Origin of the sequence: Providencia sp. PROV272 (assembly GCF_049901975.1) — a bacterium.
Taxonomy (GTDB): domain Bacteria; phylum Pseudomonadota; class Gammaproteobacteria; order Enterobacterales; family Enterobacteriaceae; genus Providencia; species Providencia stuartii.
Genome location: NZ_CP096291.1, coordinates 3,591,028 through 3,607,562 on the forward strand (window position 1 = coordinate 3,591,028; position 16,535 = coordinate 3,607,562).

Consider the following 16,535-nt stretch of genomic DNA (forward strand, 5'->3'; position numbering starts at 1 on the left):
CCACCCTACCAGTGAGTTTAACAGTGAACAAAACCTGCGTTTCCAAGGGCAATATTTCGACAAAGAGACCGGTCTGCACTATAATACTTTCAGGTACTACGCCCCGGATTTAGGCCGCTTTACCCAGCAAGACCCGATAGGGTTAGCAGGCGGGTTAAATCTGTATCAGTATGCGCCAAATCCGCTGACATGGGTGGATCCGTGGGGACAGTGTGCGATTAAACTATCGAGAAATATGGTTTCAGTTGGTACTCCTAGACCTGCAAACTCAGCCGCTCACCACATAGTAGGGGATACATCTAAAGGAGTGAAACCAGCGAGGGATATTCTAAAAAAACATGGCATTGATATTGATGATGCTAGTAATGGGGTTTTCTTGCCTAATAAAAATAACATTGATGAGTCGCTGTCTGGTATTAAACATAACGGTAGACATCCGAATAACTACATCGATGCGGTTAATGAACGAATAATTCAGGCAGACCTAACTGGTGGAAAACAAGGTGTTTTAGATGAATTATCAAACATCCGTAACATTCTTTCTTCTTCAAGTCGAGATGCGAGTTGGTACAAAATATTATGAGTAATAAAATATATTATTTAAAATCCGATGCAATGAATTACTGCTCTTTTATCCAAGATTATCCTGCGAGAGAAGAAAGCATAATAGCAAGAGCAATGGGACAAAAATGGCAAAAATTTAACAACACATATACCAATATAGTTCTAGAACTAAGGGCTAATGATTTTGGTAAGAAAAATTATCAATTTGACTTTAGCAGCGCTCTATCTCCATTTATGGTTTTTAGTGAGGGTGCATTAGTATCCTTATCTGATATTCTGAGTTCAAGGGGGCAAATATTACCAGTTAAAACTGAGAGCAAACGGAAAAAATTCATTGGCTATTATCCAACCAATCCGCTTTCAGAATGTTTTGACAGAAAGAATTCTGTTTATCGGGAATATCCCAATGGATTAATGATTGAGAAGCCAGTCCTCATTAAAAGTAACATTACAGATGAGTATCTATTTACTATTGACGAAGATATTAGTCGGGTTTTTGTTACGGATAAGTTTAAACAAAGAGTAGAAGATGCCGGTTTAACTGCTTTCGATTTTTCAGTAGAAGTAGAATTATCGTAAAGATATTGACGAACTTATGATTTAAATTACAAGCTCGTGTAATTACCCGTTTTAGCTACAAATATTACACCAAAGCAAGTAAATTGTCGTTAGATCACTCCCCCGAACAGCGCCTTAATCTTAAGTTTAAATGCGGCGAACTGAGCTTGCTGTTGCTGGTTTTGTTGCTTTATTGCTCGGATATCCTCATAGTCCGGTATTAATACCCAACAGCCGTTTAAAATCTTAATGGTAAAGGAGAAGCCGGTCTCAAAAACTGCCTCTTTCAGCCACTGACCTTTAAGGTTATGTCCACTTCCCATTAATTGAGACACCCTAAACTAGAGTTTTCTAACTGTTTACGATAGGCCTCCGGAGGGAGGTGATTTAAGCTTTCGTGCGTTCGATTTTGGTTATAATCTTGTTGCCAAAACCATGCTAATTCTCGAACTTGGCTTAAAGATTCAAATAAATACGCATTTAAAAATTCACGGCGAAACGAGCTACTAAAACGTTCGATGAACCCATTTTGTTGTGGTTTTCCCGGCTGAATACGGCACAGCAAAATTTGGTTATCTTCACAATAATTCAATAAATTAACTGAAATGAATTCAGGACCATTATCGACTCGGATCTGCTTCGGTAACCCTCTTTCGGTTTTTAAACGGTCAAGCCCCCTTGATGGCACGCTCAGCCGGTAGTGACGTATCAACCTCAATCGCTAAACATTCACATGTTCCTTCATCAATAATATTGAGGGCTCTGAACCGCTTACCGCAATATAAACTGTCGAGCATAAAATCCAGTGCCCATTGAATATTTGGGAATTTTTCTATCACTAATGGCTTCTTTTCACGCTTCGGAAGCACTTTTTTAACCCGTCGTTTCAGGTTTAGCCCCAATTGACAATAAACGCGATAAACTCGTTTATGATTAAAGGGATAGCCTTGAAATCGTAGTCGGAAATAGCATTTCCAAAATCCCGATTGTGGCGATTTAGCTAAAATGGTTTGTATAGCATCGATTACCACGCGGTCTTTTTTGCGCCAATCTATTCGCTGACGGTAAAATGTGGCTCGTGATAATGACGTCAGCTCACAAGCCTTAGTGACTGATAAGCCTGCCTCTTTTAATGATTGAGTACAGGCTCTCTTTTCAGCCACTACCAACCCTTTTTTGCGAAAAGCGCCTTCATCGCATGATTTTCAAGGCTAACTTCCGCAAAGAGCTTCTTCAGTTTCGTGTTTTCCTCTTCAAGCTCTTTTAATCGTTTAACATCACTGGCTTCCATGCCACCATACTTTGATTTCTAATTATAATAAGTAGCATTACTGACCCCATTTTGACGGCAAGTATCGTCCACTTTCATGCCTGAATCAGCGAGTTTTAAAACATTAACGATTTGAGTTTCAGTAAAATGGGCTTTTTTCATCATGACCTCTGCAAATTTTAGGGCAGAAACTCTAATTATAGCTGTCTTATTTTAGGGGAAGTGGACAGTATTCCCCAGCGATGATTTAGTGCGTAAAGTGATTTACTTAGCGATTGAATCAGCTTCTAAAAAATGGAGCATGCCAATTCAAAACTGGAAACAGGCAATGAGCCGTTTTATTATTACGTTTGGCGACCGCCTAGACGGTCACCTTTAATAAAAGGCAAATACACAAAATTATTTACAGGGTCGCTCTGGTTAATAAAGGCAGTTAGAAGATGACCAGTCTTTAATTAATCCATTTTTATCGGTAATAAAGTTATCTACACATAAGCGAGGGTTATTAAGGTACGGGTCATTAGAACTGTTTTGGGTTTTCTTAAAGGTATACTGAGACCCCCCATCCTGTCTCTTATGAACCCCAAAAGGGCTGCCCCTTTGCATTATTAGGTCATCGATAGATTTACCAATCCAACTTTGGCGGCGATTTTTGAATTCATACTCCTCTTTTTCTCTTTCTAATTGTGCTTTTGATTTCATTGTAGTGCTATTGTTTCCATTGTTTTTGTGCTTTGCACCAGGGACACCTGTTAATGCATAAGTTATATCTGATATGGTATCTCTATGTTTCTGAGTACAACCACTTAATATGATCAGTGAAACTAAAATAATACTTAAATTGAATTTTTTATTCATCGAAGATAGCTCAAAATTAAGAATTTATAATTATTTCATATAGATATGAAATTCAAGTGTATATTGTACTAACTATAGTAATTATTAGACATATGAGAATCGTCCGATATTGAAGTAAGAATAACCTAATACCCCAATATTGCACCAATCAAAACGATACGAAAGATATTGTCCACTTCCGCTAAAATGAAACAGCGATAATTAATTTCAACCTGAAGCTTTTTGTAGTAGCAGACTGCGAGCAACCTTAACATTTATCAACAACAAACCATAACAATTGATAACAGGCAATTATTGCACAAATCCAGCCCAAAAAGGGCTTCAACGCTATATTTCTACTTCAGGATACGGGTACTATAACAGCTATCAGTATGACCTTTTAGGGTAATTACCCAGCATTTAGGCACCAAACCGCACACCACGGTGTACCATGCGTACAATGACCACAGTTATACCTCTTTAGCCCGTATTGAATGCACGGATACCCCCGTCAATCCACGGTGCGCCATCTATTACACGCACAGTGGCTTAAACGGATTGCCGGAGGCGCTCACCAACGGTGACGGTCATCTCGTTTGGCAAGGTCAATAGGGTATTTAGGGGAATTTACAGCGTCAGGCCCGCCCTCGCCCTACTAGCAATTTTAGCGGTAAACAGAACCTGCGTTTTCAAGGGTAATATTTCGAAAAAGAGACCGGTCTGCACTATAATACCTTCAGGTACTACGCCCCAGATTTAGGCCGTTTTACCCAGCAAGGCCCTATCGGGTTAGCGGGTGGGTTAAATCTGTACCAGTATGCGCCGAATCCGGTGGGTTGGGTTGATCCGTGGGGGCTGGCGTGTACCAGTAAGATGCAACCATACCAGTTTGATGATGTTAGGGTCAAAGGGCCTCATTTAGATATATCTGTTGATGGTAGAAAGATTACTGAAGCTAAGTTAGGGTTGGATAAATCCGGTAACCTTGTATGAGAACGTTTTGGTAACATGAAAGGAGCCAGTAATAAATCGCTAAATCAAGCTGATAAATATATTGGTGATTTAATGGGGAATCAAAAAATAATGGGGCAAGCCAAAACTCAAATTACTCAAACAATGAATGATTTTAAGAGAATACTAAGTGACCCAAGCAGCAGTAAAAACTCAATTGGGTTAGCAGAAAGAGGTATAGACAAGTTCTCTAAAATGTTGGAAAAATTTAATGAACTTAACTAGTTTTTTAAAAACAGGAACCTATTTATCATTAAAAATAGGTTCGCATGAAAAAGATGTATATTCTATCTTCTCAAAAAAAGACTTGGGACAGAAATGTTATTTTGATAATAAAAATAAGCATGAAGGGTTTTCGTATTTTCATGATGCATTAGAGATAATGATAATTAATTCAGTAGTATACTCTATAGGATTTGATTTGGCTCGTTGTCCTGTGTTTATATTGAATGACCTATCTATATGTAGTGAAACAAGTTTCGAGCTTATAATGAGATATCTTGACGTAGCAGATATAGAATGGTCTTTTGAAAACAAATACTGTAATGGCCGTGAATTAACGATTAAAACAGAGGGAAACGTTTTACTTGGATGTATTTATGATAAAGGAAATTATTGGTTATCAAAAATCAAGGTATTTTAATGGGCTGTAATTTAAATTGAACTCTGTAAATAGTTCGAGCCTGTATTACCTGCTTTGGCTACAACAGCACACCAAAGCAGGTAAATCACTACCACATCACTCCCCCGAACAGCGCCTTAATCTTAAGTTTAAATGCGGCAATCTGAGCTTGTTGCGCCTGATTTTGCTGCTTTATTGCCCGGATATCCTCATAGTCCGGTATTAATACCCAACAGCCGTTTAAAATCTTAACGGTAAAGGAGAAGCCGGTCTCAAAAACTGCCTCTTTCAGCCACTGACCTTTAAGGTTAATGGCGGGCGGTGGGTGTTGTTTTTGCCCTTCGGCGCATAGCCGACCGTGTAGAATCGTTCTGTTTTCAGGATGTTATTTACGGTGCCGCCTGACTTAGAATGCGCACTAGCTATAGTCAACGCTTTATTCGTTGATTACGGTTGTCAATGCTCATCGAAAACTACCCCACTTTTTATTGACTTTCGACCAATCAAAACTGGCCCACTGTATTATTCGTGAAACCGACTTTACCAGAATGACAGAGTCGCCTGATAACACGGAATACCGCACGGAATATGGGTATAGTCAGAACCAAGTGACCGTGCGTCAAGTGCCGATCGCGCGCTGGCATGAGGCGCAACGGACGGGGACGACGGTGAGTTATGACGATGAGTTGACCCTCACTTACGACACACTGGGGCAGTTAGTCAGTGAGCGCAATGCCACCGGGGAATATCATCATCAATACGATGTGTTGGGGAATTTAACCCAGACACAACTGCCGAATAACCGGGCTTTTGAGTACCTCTACTACGGCTCCGGTCATTTACAGCAAACCAACTGGCGTGATAACGACCAACTCACCGTCTTAGCGGAATATCAGTGAGACCGTTTGCACCGTGAAACGGACCGCACCAGCGGGTTATTGGACAATGAAACGGGGTATGACCTCCGTGGGCATGTCACCCATCAAGTTAATAGAAGATGCAGGTTTAACAGCTTTTAATTTTCCAGTAAAAATAGAGTTAACGTGTAATTTATTTAGTGAAATTACCTGTTTTATTAATATTAACCTCTTAAACCAAAACAGGTAAATCACAATATATTATTCCTCAATTAAAAAAACAAATTAGAATTAATATTTGTTTTTATTACTTACAATCTCTATTTAACATCTCATTATATTGTTGCTTTCCACATTATCAGATCGGCGATATTTCATACACCAATCCATCGCGATTACCGAGGTCCGGTGCATAGTAGGATTCTACCGGAAAATAGAATAGACGATTACGGACACCATCAAATAATACATTTTCCTGATAGCTTCTCGGGAATTTCTGCATCCGCTTCCAGTTTTTTCCGCCGTTGTGTGATACCCGGATATGCTCAGGGTCGTTAAACCGAAAAGTGAATATCAGACTATTATCTTTCCCTGCATACAGATCAGAAATCGAGTCTGTACCGGTTTCCAGTACTGGCGTGTAATTGCCGTTGCTGCAATCCAGCTGGTTGATGCTGTACCGCATACGTGGCTCGGTTTTGAGAACAAAATAAACCTCTCCTTCCGGTGTCACGGTCGGTTTACTAACTCGCCCCGGCAGCGACAGATACGCTTCCTGGCGTCCCGTCTGGAGGTTAATACAAGTCAGTGAGCTGGTGTCGCTTTCCTGCTTCCAGAAGATTGCCCGTTGTGAGGTGGCGAGCCAGCTGGGATCCTGTATATTGTAATGCTGATAACTACCGAGATCGGCACGTCCCCGCCCAGAGGGGTTCAGGTCGGCGAGTTTTTTCCAAGTCTGTCCAAAATCCATTGTCTGATACAATCGCTCATTCTGCGCCATCACGAAATGACCCGCCCCAGTAATCGCTAGGACATTCTCTTCCGCCCGCGTTTCTGGCGATGCCCATTGTTGTAGCCACTGCCAATGCAGACCACCGTCATTTGAATAAAATGCTGGTCTTCCTGGGGTGATATCATTCTTAAATACGATCAGGCAGCGCCCTTGATTATCACACTGCTGACTCAGTACGTTGCCGATAAAACGGGCCCGGACGCGCAGCTCCCCCTCCTGCTCCGTCATAATCTGAGTTAGCGGCAACCGTGGCCTGTAGGATTCAATTTCTCGGCCACTCCCTTTGCCAATCTGTTTTGCAATGTGCTTGTTGATCACCGCTTTGTCCGGATTAATTTGCAGATTAAGCAGCGGCACAGCGTTGTCATTAACGGGATCATCACGAAGCACTTTGTTGTAATGATACAGGAAATTACTGCGCTCAATATGATTCACTTTAATATCAATCGCATCGCTTAGGCCAGTGATCAAAACACCCTGTTCAACGCTACTGATAAGCAAAGATTTCATGATAATCGCGTTTTTTTCCGGCTGATAAGGACGAGTACGTTCCCATTCTCCGGCAAATCCAGCGAAATCACGTATGTACATAAAAGTTATGCAAATAATCAGCCCGACGGCCAATAAAGCAACTCGGATGCGACGATCAGTAAACATCAGGTCACCTCCTGAATATACGGAGCCTTATTCAAGCTACTTCGGAATTACACCAGATACTGTCGCACTTTCTCTATCCGTGCGGAGGTGACCGTGTATTTTTCGATAAAGCCGTTGGACAGCTCAGTTAACAGCATAATCAGGAAAAATATCGACATACTGAGAAAACTGCAATCAAGAAACATATCCCCGGCTTTCAACCAGTCCCATTTGTCAGGCATCACACCCGCTTGCCACCAGTCATGGAACGAAAAAAACAGCATCAACAACGGTAACACCAGACAGATGAGACCAACGGCTTTGTACGCCCGTTTCATTTGACGGTTGGGCATCATTATGCCGCTGTATTTGAGATATGCCTGTCCGTCCCGTTCGTTACACAGGCCGACGATCTGACCGTTCTCACCGTTAAGGATAAGCGTCATGGGGTCACCTTCGGTCAGAAAAAAATCCGGATGTCGGTAAAATATCGGATTTACATCTTCACTGAATGTATTGTAATAACAGCGGAAAGTGAATAGCACGCCCTCACAGAGAAACTGATAATCTCTATAATCGCGCCGCGATTTACCTGTACCAGTAAATCCTGTGGTCACACTGAGTGAACGAATTTCCCCTTGTAATGTGCTCAGAATGACCTGATCTGCATGGATCATATTATCCGGCGTCTGGGGTTTTGCTGTTTTTACCACTGCCTGTATATTTTTTTGCTGCGCGGCTATTGTTGTCTGCAGATCGTTTTGAGTGTGAAAGAGTGATAAATCTCCAGCCTGTACACGCCGAAGTCCCTCTTGCAAACGGTGTGTTCGTTTACTACTACTGACCAGCAATCCTTGAACACCGGAGCAAAAAAACCAAGCACCGATAATAAATGCGATCAACATGAGCAGAAATATGATAATACCAAATGATAAATTAAAAAAAACATAGCCAAACGCCCCCATCAGTAGCGTTCCTATCAGTGTTTTCAGGGCATTACGGGCTTTATCGGTACCTTTAGTCACGGGTTGCAGTGTTCCGTGGTCTGGAGCGACTAACCAGTGCAACCAGAATGTCCCATCAGCCAGCGGATGTGCACCGATATACACACGCTCGCCCTCTGTTAATTTTTCCGCAACAGAGATATCTTCAAATTGCTTAGCATACATCCAGAATACCTTATCTCCGGCTAGGATCCGGCGGTAATTCGTTTCTGGTTCGGCGTGCTTATCGTGGCGCACAAACGGCAAATCAAAAAAGCAGACATTTTTCATAGGCAACAGCACCATCCATAAGTAATCATACTACCCAGTAACGATTCTGATTGAAATATTAGTTAATATTTATATTTTGAAGATTAAAAATTATAAAAACACTCGGGCATGTTGACCTTTATTGTATATATTTTATATTGCTCCACATAGTGAGCCACATAATTGAAAACGTCAAAACAACGACACTTTCATCATTTTTTGATAATTTACCATACCAAATAGCAACTGCTCAGTGTTTCTTAATACTCAGAAAGGTATTTTCAACGAAATAACGGCATTGATATAAACACCAATCAATAGCTATATTACCTTAATTGCTATTTCCTTTTCTAGGTATTATATAGTGAGCCTTAAGATTTTTAATCGAATCTTGTAAAGCTTGGCTATTAATCTTTATCCTCTCCCATTAAAATGAAACAGCTATAATGAGATTTTCTGCCCAAAATTGCAGAGGTCGTTATAAAAAAGCCGGTTTTACTGAAAGGCGAATCGTCAATATTTTAAAACTCGTTGATTCTGGAATGAAAGTCGATGATCTTTATCGGCAACGTGGTATCAGTGTGCCACTGGCGGCAATTGGAAATCAAAGTACAGTGGTATGTAATCCAATGATGTTAAACCATTAAAAGAGCTTGAAAAAAACTCAACGCTTAAGTCAGCCTTGAAAACCATGCGATGAAAGCGCTTTTTGCAAAAAAGGTTGGTAGTAACTAACGGGGAAGACGTCCTGCGTTCAATCAATAAAAGAGGCAGGTTTATCAGTCAGTAAGGCTTGTCAGATGACTTTGTTGTCCGGGGCAACGTTTTATCGTCGGCAGTGAGATTGATGTGAAAAAAATCGAGCGGTGATCGAGGATATACAATCCGTTTTAACCCAGTCACCACAATCTGGATTTTGGAAATACGATTACCGTTTGCGATTTGAAGGCTATCCCTTTAATCATAAACGCGTTTATGGCCGTTTAGGACTCAATCTAAAATGTCGAGTTAAAAAAGCGCTCTGCGTACGTGAGAAAAGGCCACTAGCAATTGAAAAAATACCGAATATTCAATGGGAACTAGTTTTGTTGCTTGATAACATGGGTATCTTCTCTGCCCGATATTCCCCCAGACAAGCATTTAACATATTGACAATAAAATGTGAAACCTGCTCCAACATCCGCTTCTTATTTCAACAAAGAGGTAGGATTACACTATAACACGTACCACTACTACGCCCCAGATTTAGGTCGTTTTATCCAACGAGACTCGATAGTGCTGGTAAGTGGACTGAATTGTACCAGTATGCACCGGACCCTTTAATCTGAATTGACAACTCATTGGATTAAACAAATTAGATATATAAGGGATGACAGAAAAAAGCGAATCCCTGTCTATTTATCGAGGTTAAAATAGTGTATGAATAACTTTCAATTCTGGGTTAATTGTAATGATATCATCAATTATTTGATTATAAATAGCAGGCATCGTTTGTTTCCACCCCACCATATCTGGACGGTGCTCTATAGCCATGGGGGTTCTTAATAGCGTATGATCAATAATAGGCGTTGTTAACCCGTGTCGTGCACGGAAATTTTTTACGGCTTGGTATTCAAAAGGCCACGCTAATAAAATTTCCATATCAATTTCATAGCCTGTTGAGCTTTGTTCATTCTCATTCTCTGCAAATAATGCAGACCATTCAATATGCCTGTCACATAAAGTAATCAACCATTGTTCTATAACGTCATGACTTTCAGTATAAAGTGCTTCTTGGCAGAATCGTTGATAAAACGGGTCAATAGGAATACCTGCACTCTCCCAATCTATGGTCTGATTTTTTTCACTTGCCAGCATTTCAATGGCTAACACGCCTAATTTTTGAGGACGGGTATACATTGGAAGGGATTTTGCCATTTTTCCCGATTGAATACTTTCAATGATTTTATCGTAGCAAAGATGTCCAACTCTAAAATCGTCACAAGCGAAATCCATTAATAAAATTTCGCCTTGCTCAGCAAGGTTAAAAAAGCATTTGTGTCTTTTATAGTTATCATAATAACCCAATATATAGTTTAAATTCTTATGATAAAAAAAACGTTCAAATGTGTAGAAAACTTTATTAACTTTTTTATACAACTGAAACATATATATCATTGCAATTGATGATGCATTAAAGTCCAAAATAGACATGTAATCAATATATTTATTCTCATTATTATCATGCATTACATCTTCAATGCTTTCAATAAAATCTTCATTTATAAGATCTTCAATGTCATTAACATCCCTAGTTGTTTGATTGACTCTTTTTTCTACATATTTAATTATATCATTTGCTCTGGTCATTTATTTAAACGCCTCAATTATATAGAAAGAACCGTATTTATTATTGCTTGACACATCCAATTTACCATCAATAGCAACCGTTAATTTAAAACCTGCAATATTACTCTTACTGATATCTTTTTTAATTTAAACTAACATTTTCCTTTGAGCTCTACTTAAATTATAATCATTATGTCCTTGAACAAAAGATATATTTACTAGACCAGTATGCTTACTTATATTTCCAATATAATCTTTTTGAGATTCACTTGGCTCACCACTTTTTGGTGTTGCATTTGACCCAAACTTATCCTTCATCGTCGTTTTGATTTCAAACGTAACCCACTCAGGTGGCGGTGGCTCAATTTTGCAAATGAAATCATCTTTATAATCATTCATTATTTAAAACTAACATACTGACTAACAACTGTATTCACTCATTCTTTATTGTTTTACCCCCTATGATTAAAGCACCCCGCTCAAGATACTTTTTTTACTGCTTGCTTAATCCACTGCGACAAGCACACACGCACAAGCCACTTTGTGACCTTCAAGTGCGACGGGAATTCCGTTGATTTTCATTAAACCGTCGCCCTCGACGATAGCACCTGTTGTTTTACATAAAGGGCAATAAACTGATTCACTCACACAGGCGACTCCTTGGATTTGTTTGGCAAGGGATGAACCGGTCAGCACCATGCCATCTGTGCCGATGGTATCATTTTTTAAAATAATTTTACGACCATTAACTGTGCTACGCATTATTGACTCTATTTTAATGAGTCTATCTACATGGTTCAAAAACAGTTTAACCCGTCTAAATATTGTGCAACGAGACAGAGAAAGACAATGTTCTCTTTACGTATCTGCACTGTATTGATATTTTCCAGTACTTGCTTTAAGAATAACTCTTTTTCTTTATAGTTATCAGTAAATTATTTATTCATATCCTTTAATAGAAACAATTCAATTCCTGATTTTAGTATCAAGGGTTCATTACCGATAACCAGATAGCATTTTTTGGCATAATCGATGATTTCACTGACGTTGTGTGATAAATCGAGAGTTTGATAATACTCAATCATACCTTCTAACCATACTTTACTTTTGAGTCTTTGAACAAAACTACTTGCTCAAGATGCTCTTGTACCGTTTGAAATAACGGTGACTGTGCGTAAAATTTCCCACAATAGAGCATGAATGTTGTCTGCGTAACACACAAATATTGGCTTGCTCAACCAATAGATTCAAAATACACATAATTTTTCTTTAATTGATTAAACAAGGCCTCTCGCTTAATTTCATGGTGATCTAATGCTACGCGATGTTCTTCTTCAAAGTAGTGAACTGCATCAAGATAAAAAGCTTGCAGCTTATTATCACAAATAATTTGTTTACTTTGTGCCGTCAGCTTCATGACATTACCCATTTTAAAAAGCGGTAAATTAACCGCCTATTGTTCATGATTAAAATAGTTTATGAATAACTTGCAGCTCGGGATTAATCGTAATGAGGTCATCAATTATCTGATAATAAATTGATGGCATATTTTGCTTCCAGCCCACCATATCAGGACGGTGTTCGATCGCCATTGGCGTTTTTAATAGCGGATGATCTATGACAGGGGTGGTTAATCCATGTTTAGCCCGGAAATTTTTAACCGCTTGATATTCAAAAGGCCAAGAGACTAAAAGCTCCATGTTAATTTCATATCCCGTTGAACGTTGTTCGTCGTCATTATCCCTAAACATGGCCGACCATTCGATATGTTTATCGCACAATGTAACAAGCCATTGAGCGATAACATCGTGATTTTCATTATACAATGCTTCTTGGCAGAAACGTTGATAGAATGGGTCAATAGGAATTCCGGCGCTTTCCCAATCTATTGTTTGGTTTTTCTCGCTTGCCAGCATTTCAATCGCTAGGACACCTAATTTCTGTGGTCGAGTGTACATAGGGAGTGATTCTGCCATTTTACCCGATTGAATACTTTCAATAACTTTATCGTAGCAAAAGTGCCCTATTCGAAAATCATTACAAGCAAAATCCATGAGTAAAATTTCACCTTGCTTGGCAAGATCTAAGAAATGTTCTCTGTTCTTATCGACATCATTATAATTCAAAATAAAGAGTAAATTATAATGGTAGTAAAGTTTTTCGAGTTCATATGGTGAATTGTTATCTTTTTTGTATATTTGCCGCATGTATATTGTATCTGTAGCTGTTAACAAATAACTCAATAAAATTTGATAGTCAATATAACGCTCTGAGTTATTTAACCCCTGTAATTTATTTAAACTATCTAACCTTGAGTTAGATATAAACTCATTGATTTTATCGACATCATTCGTTGAATCTTTCATTATTTTTTCTATATACTGAATAACTTTTTGGGTTCGCTTCATTTTTTTAAATCCTCTGCGACGGACATAGTATCATATTTATTATTAGATGCAGGATTGAAACTATTATCTAACCCCACTGTTACTTTATAACCAGCTATTTGATTTTTTACTAGCTACTATTTATTTCCTTCAGTAAAGTAGCTTCTTTAATAGTTAAAGAATAACTATTTTTATCATTTAAAAAAGAGTTTATAGAGGTATCAAGATGTAGCTTCATATTACCTATGTAATCTTTCCGAATTTCACTTAACTTCCCTCCGTTTGGTGTTGAATTTGGACCAAACTTATCCTTCATCGTCGTTTTGATTTCAAACGTGACCCCACTCAGGTGGCGGTGGCTCAATTTTGCAAATGAAATCATCTTCATAATCATTCATTATTTAAAGCTAACATACTGACTAACAACTGTATTCACTCATTCTTTATTGTTTTAACCCCATTGATTACAACACCCCGCTCAAGATACTTTTTTACTACTTGCTTAATCCACTGCGACAAGCACACACCCACCAGAGCAACCACAAGCCACTTTGTGACCTTCAAGTGCGACGGATATTCCTGATTTTCATTAAACCGAGTCGCCCACACTGGCGACTCCTTGAATTTGTTTGGCAAGGGAAGACCCCGTAAGCACTGTACCACCTGTGTTGGTGGTATCATTTTTTAAAATAATTTTACGACCGTTAACTGTGCTACGCATTCAGAGCTTTCTCCTCGTCACGTTTAATCAGTATGGCTTCAATTTGTGCCTCAAAATCTTTTGGTAATTTATTGCGAGAAAGTAAGAGTAAAGGTTTTGGCTGCTTATAATCACTGTCCATTACCGCTTCACGCCCTTCACGCATAAAAGTATTCACAAAGCTGACAAAGATATTGGCTTCATTAGCTGTATTAAAGTTAAGGTTTGACATGGCTGATGTATAAGGCAAAAACATCTCTTCCTGCAATTCACCATTTTCAGTATTAATGCTATATAACCGGACTGCAAGCATAATCGGGGCATGACCATACTCAATATATTCATAGCGGTCTGCTGAAACTTTCCCTTTTAAATAGCTATAGACATATTTTTTCTCTCGATCAAAAATCAGGACTGGTAGCGGCTTTAAAAAGATTATATAACCCACAATACTGGTAAAAATACCAAAAATTAACGTGAAAATTATAAGAGTAACGTCCTTACCTCCAACTTTATCGACATGCCCTCCCCATAAATAGTAATCGACAAAGAAAACCCCAAAGCTTTTATTGCCTTCACCATAAAATGGTCTAAGCTCCTTAATTTTTTTAGTCAATGTTATATTTTTTTCTTTATAAAGATTATACTTTTTCTCATACATTGAGATGGTGCTAACAAAACTATTGTAGTTATCTATATTTGACTTTATTAGTACACTCAAAATTACTATAAAAAAAACTAAAATAACCAGAAAAAAGCTCGCGAATTCAGATAATAAGTGCAACGCTCGGTCATGTTAGATGGAAGGACGGTTAGCTACTGATAAGCTATCCTGCTCTTCCGACCAAAGATGAGCGAGTAAGTATGAAGTATCAGCAACTAACCGAAGGACAACGATACCAGATATCGATACTGCGTGAGGATAATTTATCCTGCCATGAGATAGGTATCCGTATCGGTGTAAGCAAGTCCACGGTCTCCCGTGAACTGAGGCGTAACACTTCAGATACTGGTTATAACCCACAACAGGCACACCAGAAGTGCTGTGATAGGCGGCTGTCATCTGCCAAAAGGACAATTCCTCAGCAGACCATAGATTTCGTGATATTTGCTCTGGAGTGGAAGTGGAGTCCTGAGCAAATAAGTGCAATTGGCAGCATTATTGGTCTTAGCGTCAGCCATGAATGGATTTACCAGTATATCTATGCGGATAAGCGTAGCGGTGGCGAGTTGTACAGGCATCTTAGGCAGGGCAAACGGCGATATCGTAAGGGCTACGGGCAGAAACGAGGGCGCATCCCTGATGCGGTATCCATTGAGCTACGGCCGTCAGTCGTCGATGACCGTAGCCGTCTGGGGGACTGGGAGGCCGATTTGGTGCAGGGTAAACAGGGCACTGGTGCTATCGTGACACTGGCAGAACGCAAAAGCCGTATTTACCTGACAAAAAAGGTGTTTTCAAAGGATGCGGTGGAAGTCAGTAAGGCCATTATCTCACTGCTGAGTGAGTATCAGGATGTATGTCACACAATAACGTTCGATAACGGTCTAGAGTTTAGTGAGCACAAGGCGATAGCAGAAGCACTGAACGCAGATACGTACTTTGCCCATCCGTATGCCTCGCATGAGCGTGGGCTGAACGAGAATACGAATGGGTTGTTAAGACAGTTTATCCCGAAAGGAACAGACCTGCGGACAGTGACAGAAGAAGACTTACAACGCTATCAGGGAGCGTTGAACAGCAGGCCACGCAAGTGTCTGGGGTTCAGACAACCTTCGGTGGTGTTTGCGGAGCTAAGAAAGGCGGCTTAGCGTTGCACTTCGGACTTGAATCCGCCGCTCATTGCCCCAACATCACGTTTTCCTCGATTAATATTCGCAATGGCAAATTGTTTAGCATTAATTTCATCAATAAAGGTTAACTCTTCAAGCTCAACATTATTTTGGTAACGTTCGTGATTAGATACAAAGCGTTGTTTCTTGGCACGATCAAAATTGGATTTTAATGTCATGTGTTTTTTGACAAAGGCAACTATTCCCATTATATCTTTTCCTCATTAATAAAACCCAGAGTGCAATTAGCCTCATCTAACGCTTTTTCACTGTCGATATACCGCATCGGTGGTAGAGGTGACTCAATTTTGCAAATGAAATCATCTTTATAATCATTCATTATTTAAAACTAACATACTGACTAACAACTGTATTCACTCATTCTTTATTGTTTTAACCCCTATGATTAAAACACCCCGCTCAAGATACTTTTTTACTGCTTGCTTAACCCACTGCGACAAGCACACACCCACAAACCACCTTGTGTCCTTCTAATGCTACTGAGACCCCATTAATTTTCATCAAGTTGACTTGCTCGACCAATAGATTCAAAGTGCAAATAATTTTTCTTTAATTGATTAAACAAGGCCTCTCGCTTAATTTCATTGTGTTCTAAGACAGCTTGATATTCCTCTTCAAAATAGTGAACTGCATCAAGATAAAAGGC

At 39.4% G+C, this 16,535-nt stretch carries 19 protein-coding genes and 7 pseudogenes; 10 read left to right on the top strand and 16 right to left on the bottom strand.

The window, feature by feature from the left end; all coding sequences use genetic code 11:
• Positions 1-25 precede the first annotated feature (25 nt).
• Both M1E93_RS16585 and M1E93_RS16590 read left to right on the top strand, forming a co-directional pair.
• Positions 26-583 (top strand): annotated as a pseudogene (locus tag M1E93_RS16585) (RHS repeat-associated core domain-containing protein); the annotation flags it as partial.
• Positions 580-1,143, top strand: coding sequence for a hypothetical protein (locus tag M1E93_RS16590; RefSeq protein WP_426207026.1), 564 nt, complete (start codon positions 580-582; stop codon positions 1,141-1,143). The pseudogene M1E93_RS16585 and the gene M1E93_RS16590, both read left to right, overlap by 4 nt.
• Positions 1,144-1,232: 89 nt before the next feature.
• Here the strand turns inward: M1E93_RS16590 and M1E93_RS16595 are convergent, their stop codons facing one another.
• Positions 1,233-1,445, bottom strand: a complete 213-nt coding sequence (locus tag M1E93_RS16595; RefSeq protein ID WP_104873257.1) for an endoribonuclease SymE — start codon at positions 1,443-1,445, stop codon at positions 1,233-1,235.
• A pseudogene (locus M1E93_RS16600) lies at positions 1,445-2,554 on the bottom strand (IS3 family transposase). The gene M1E93_RS16595 and the pseudogene M1E93_RS16600 overlap by 1 nt, the downstream one beginning before the upstream one ends.
• 58 nt (positions 2,555-2,612) lie before the next feature.
• Here M1E93_RS16600 and M1E93_RS16605 point away from each other — a divergent pair.
• Positions 2,613-2,771 (top strand): annotated as a pseudogene (locus M1E93_RS16605) (IS256 family transposase); the annotation flags it as partial.
• A 41-nt stretch (positions 2,772-2,812) separates the two neighbouring features.
• On the opposite strand, the gene M1E93_RS16610 reads toward M1E93_RS16605, so the two are convergent.
• On the bottom strand, positions 2,813-3,250 hold the full coding sequence (locus tag M1E93_RS16610; RefSeq protein WP_036943196.1) for a hypothetical protein: 438 nt from the start codon (positions 3,248-3,250) through the stop codon (positions 2,813-2,815).
• Between the two features lie 690 nt (positions 3,251-3,940).
• On the opposite strand from M1E93_RS16610, the pseudogene M1E93_RS16615 reads away from it, so the two are divergent.
• The 3 genes and pseudogenes from M1E93_RS16615 to M1E93_RS16625 form a co-directional block, all read left to right on the top strand.
• Positions 3,941-4,222, top strand: a pseudogene (locus M1E93_RS16615) (RHS repeat-associated core domain-containing protein); the annotation flags it as partial.
• Between the two features lie 15 nt (positions 4,223-4,237).
• Complete coding sequence (locus M1E93_RS16620) at positions 4,238-4,465, top strand: hypothetical protein (protein ID WP_426207027.1); 228 nt, start codon at positions 4,238-4,240, stop codon at positions 4,463-4,465.
• Positions 4,452-4,883 carry a hypothetical protein gene (locus M1E93_RS16625; RefSeq protein ID WP_053109717.1) on the top strand — a complete coding sequence of 144 codons (432 nt, stop codon included), beginning with the start codon at positions 4,452-4,454 and terminating at the stop codon, positions 4,881-4,883. Before M1E93_RS16620 ends, M1E93_RS16625 begins: the two co-directional genes overlap by 14 nt.
• Before the next feature lie 88 nt (positions 4,884-4,971).
• Here M1E93_RS16625 and M1E93_RS16630 read toward each other — a convergent pair whose 3' ends face one another.
• Complete coding sequence (locus M1E93_RS16630) at positions 4,972-5,229, bottom strand: SymE family type I addiction module toxin (RefSeq protein WP_404935923.1); 258 nt, start codon at positions 5,227-5,229, stop codon at positions 4,972-4,974.
• Between the two features lie 301 nt (positions 5,230-5,530).
• Here M1E93_RS16630 and M1E93_RS16635 point away from each other — a divergent pair, with 301 nt between their 5' ends.
• Complete coding sequence (locus tag M1E93_RS16635) at positions 5,531-5,761, top strand: hypothetical protein (RefSeq protein WP_232006064.1); 231 nt, start codon at positions 5,531-5,533, stop codon at positions 5,759-5,761.
• Between the two features lie 316 nt (positions 5,762-6,077).
• Here M1E93_RS16635 and M1E93_RS16640 read toward each other — a convergent pair whose 3' ends face one another.
• Together M1E93_RS16640 and M1E93_RS16645 are read right to left on the bottom strand one after the other, a co-directional pair.
• Positions 6,078-7,388: a hypothetical protein gene (locus M1E93_RS16640; protein ID WP_104873256.1), complete on the bottom strand. Its 1,311-nt coding sequence runs from the start codon at positions 7,386-7,388 to the stop codon at positions 6,078-6,080.
• Between the two features lie 47 nt (positions 7,389-7,435).
• Positions 7,436-8,641 (bottom strand): hypothetical protein, encoded by a 1,206-nt coding sequence (locus M1E93_RS16645; RefSeq protein WP_426207028.1) that lies wholly within the window; start codon positions 8,639-8,641, stop codon positions 7,436-7,438.
• Positions 8,642-9,066: 425 nt separating this feature from the next.
• On the opposite strand from M1E93_RS16645, the pseudogene M1E93_RS16650 reads away from it, so the two are divergent.
• Positions 9,067-9,717, top strand: a pseudogene (locus M1E93_RS16650) (transposase); the annotation flags it as partial.
• 64 nt (positions 9,718-9,781) lie between these two features.
• Positions 9,782-9,943 carry an RHS repeat-associated core domain-containing protein gene (locus M1E93_RS16655; RefSeq protein WP_080574256.1) on the top strand — a complete coding sequence of 54 codons (162 nt, stop codon included), beginning with the start codon at positions 9,782-9,784 and terminating at the stop codon, positions 9,941-9,943.
• Positions 9,944-10,027: 84 nt separating this feature from the next.
• Here M1E93_RS16655 and M1E93_RS16660 read toward each other — a convergent pair whose 3' ends face one another.
• From M1E93_RS16660 to M1E93_RS16695, 8 genes and pseudogenes are all read right to left on the bottom strand, one after another.
• Positions 10,028-10,969, bottom strand: a complete 942-nt coding sequence (locus M1E93_RS16660) for a hypothetical protein (RefSeq protein WP_104873254.1) — start codon at positions 10,967-10,969, stop codon at positions 10,028-10,030.
• A gap of 126 nt (positions 10,970-11,095) precedes the next feature.
• Positions 11,096-11,347 carry a hypothetical protein gene (locus tag M1E93_RS16665; RefSeq protein ID WP_231405872.1) on the bottom strand — a complete coding sequence of 84 codons (252 nt, stop codon included), beginning with the start codon at positions 11,345-11,347 and terminating at the stop codon, positions 11,096-11,098.
• Between the two features lie 105 nt (positions 11,348-11,452).
• The gene (locus tag M1E93_RS16670; protein ID WP_104873253.1) at positions 11,453-11,710 is read right to left on the bottom strand and encodes a PAAR domain-containing protein; all 258 of its coding nucleotides are present in this window, start codon (positions 11,708-11,710) and stop codon (positions 11,453-11,455) included.
• 472 nt (positions 11,711-12,182) lie between these two features.
• Positions 12,183-12,365, bottom strand: coding sequence for a hypothetical protein (locus M1E93_RS16675; protein ID WP_102957315.1), 183 nt, complete (start codon positions 12,363-12,365; stop codon positions 12,183-12,185).
• A gap of 49 nt (positions 12,366-12,414) precedes the next feature.
• Positions 12,415-13,356: a hypothetical protein gene (locus tag M1E93_RS16680; protein WP_040132429.1), complete on the bottom strand. Its 942-nt coding sequence runs from the start codon at positions 13,354-13,356 to the stop codon at positions 12,415-12,417.
• Between the two features lie 109 nt (positions 13,357-13,465).
• Positions 13,466-13,723 (bottom strand): hypothetical protein, encoded by a 258-nt coding sequence (locus tag M1E93_RS16685; RefSeq protein ID WP_227698347.1) that lies wholly within the window; start codon positions 13,721-13,723, stop codon positions 13,466-13,468.
• 114 nt (positions 13,724-13,837) lie between these two features.
• Positions 13,838-14,056, bottom strand: a pseudogene (locus tag M1E93_RS16690) (PAAR domain-containing protein).
• Complete coding sequence (locus M1E93_RS16695; protein ID WP_426207029.1) at positions 14,049-14,696, bottom strand: hypothetical protein; 648 nt, start codon at positions 14,694-14,696, stop codon at positions 14,049-14,051. Before M1E93_RS16695 ends, M1E93_RS16690 begins: the two are co-directional and overlap by 8 nt.
• A gap of 203 nt (positions 14,697-14,899) precedes the next feature.
• Between M1E93_RS16695 and M1E93_RS16700 the strand changes: the two genes are divergently transcribed.
• Complete coding sequence (locus tag M1E93_RS16700) at positions 14,900-15,847, top strand: IS30 family transposase (RefSeq protein WP_140035165.1); 948 nt, start codon at positions 14,900-14,902, stop codon at positions 15,845-15,847.
• Here M1E93_RS16700 and M1E93_RS16705 read toward each other — a convergent pair.
• Positions 15,844-16,077, bottom strand: coding sequence for a hypothetical protein (locus tag M1E93_RS16705; RefSeq protein ID WP_426207030.1), 234 nt, complete (start codon positions 16,075-16,077; stop codon positions 15,844-15,846). The two genes, M1E93_RS16700 and M1E93_RS16705, sit on opposite strands and share 4 nt — an antisense overlap.
• Before the next feature lie 235 nt (positions 16,078-16,312).
• Positions 16,313-16,411: pseudogene (locus M1E93_RS16710) on the bottom strand (PAAR domain-containing protein); the annotation flags it as partial.
• Between the last annotated feature and the right edge of the window lie 124 nt (positions 16,412-16,535).

Excerpts from the sequence above, each read along its gene's own strand:
- M1E93_RS16590 (WP_426207026.1), top strand. The coding sequence starts at position 580 with ATGAGTAATAAAATATATTATTTAAAATCCGATGCAATGAATTACTGC.
- M1E93_RS16595 (WP_104873257.1), bottom strand. The coding sequence starts at position 1,445 with ATGGGAAGTGGACATAACCTTAAAGGTCAGTGGCTGAAAGAGGCAGTT.
- M1E93_RS16610 (WP_036943196.1), bottom strand. The coding sequence starts at position 3,250 with ATGAATAAAAAATTCAATTTAAGTATTATTTTAGTTTCACTGATCATA.
- M1E93_RS16620 (WP_426207027.1), top strand. The coding sequence starts at position 4,238 with ATGAAAGGAGCCAGTAATAAATCGCTAAATCAAGCTGATAAATATATT.
- M1E93_RS16625 (WP_053109717.1), top strand. The coding sequence starts at position 4,452 with ATGAACTTAACTAGTTTTTTAAAAACAGGAACCTATTTATCATTAAAA.
- M1E93_RS16640 (WP_104873256.1), bottom strand. The coding sequence starts at position 7,388 with ATGTTTACTGATCGTCGCATCCGAGTTGCTTTATTGGCCGTCGGGCTG.
- M1E93_RS16645 (WP_426207028.1), bottom strand. The coding sequence starts at position 8,641 with ATGAAAAATGTCTGCTTTTTTGATTTGCCGTTTGTGCGCCACGATAAG.
- M1E93_RS16660 (WP_104873254.1), bottom strand. The coding sequence starts at position 10,969 with ATGACCAGAGCAAATGATATAATTAAATATGTAGAAAAAAGAGTCAAT.
- M1E93_RS16665 (WP_231405872.1), bottom strand. The coding sequence starts at position 11,347 with ATGAATGATTATAAAGATGATTTCATTTGCAAAATTGAGCCACCGCCA.
- M1E93_RS16670 (WP_104873253.1), bottom strand. The coding sequence starts at position 11,710 with ATGCGTAGCACAGTTAATGGTCGTAAAATTATTTTAAAAAATGATACC.
- M1E93_RS16675 (WP_102957315.1), bottom strand. The coding sequence starts at position 12,365 with ATGAAGCTGACGGCACAAAGTAAACAAATTATTTGTGATAATAAGCTG.
- M1E93_RS16680 (WP_040132429.1), bottom strand. The coding sequence starts at position 13,356 with ATGAAGCGAACCCAAAAAGTTATTCAGTATATAGAAAAAATAATGAAA.
- M1E93_RS16685 (WP_227698347.1), bottom strand. The coding sequence starts at position 13,723 with ATGAAGATGATTTCATTTGCAAAATTGAGCCACCGCCACCTGAGTGGG.
- M1E93_RS16695 (WP_426207029.1), bottom strand. The coding sequence starts at position 14,696 with ATGTATGAGAAAAAGTATAATCTTTATAAAGAAAAAAATATAACATTG.
- M1E93_RS16700 (WP_140035165.1), top strand. The coding sequence starts at position 14,900 with ATGAAGTATCAGCAACTAACCGAAGGACAACGATACCAGATATCGATA.
- M1E93_RS16705 (WP_426207030.1), bottom strand. The coding sequence starts at position 16,077 with ATGGGAATAGTTGCCTTTGTCAAAAAACACATGACATTAAAATCCAAT.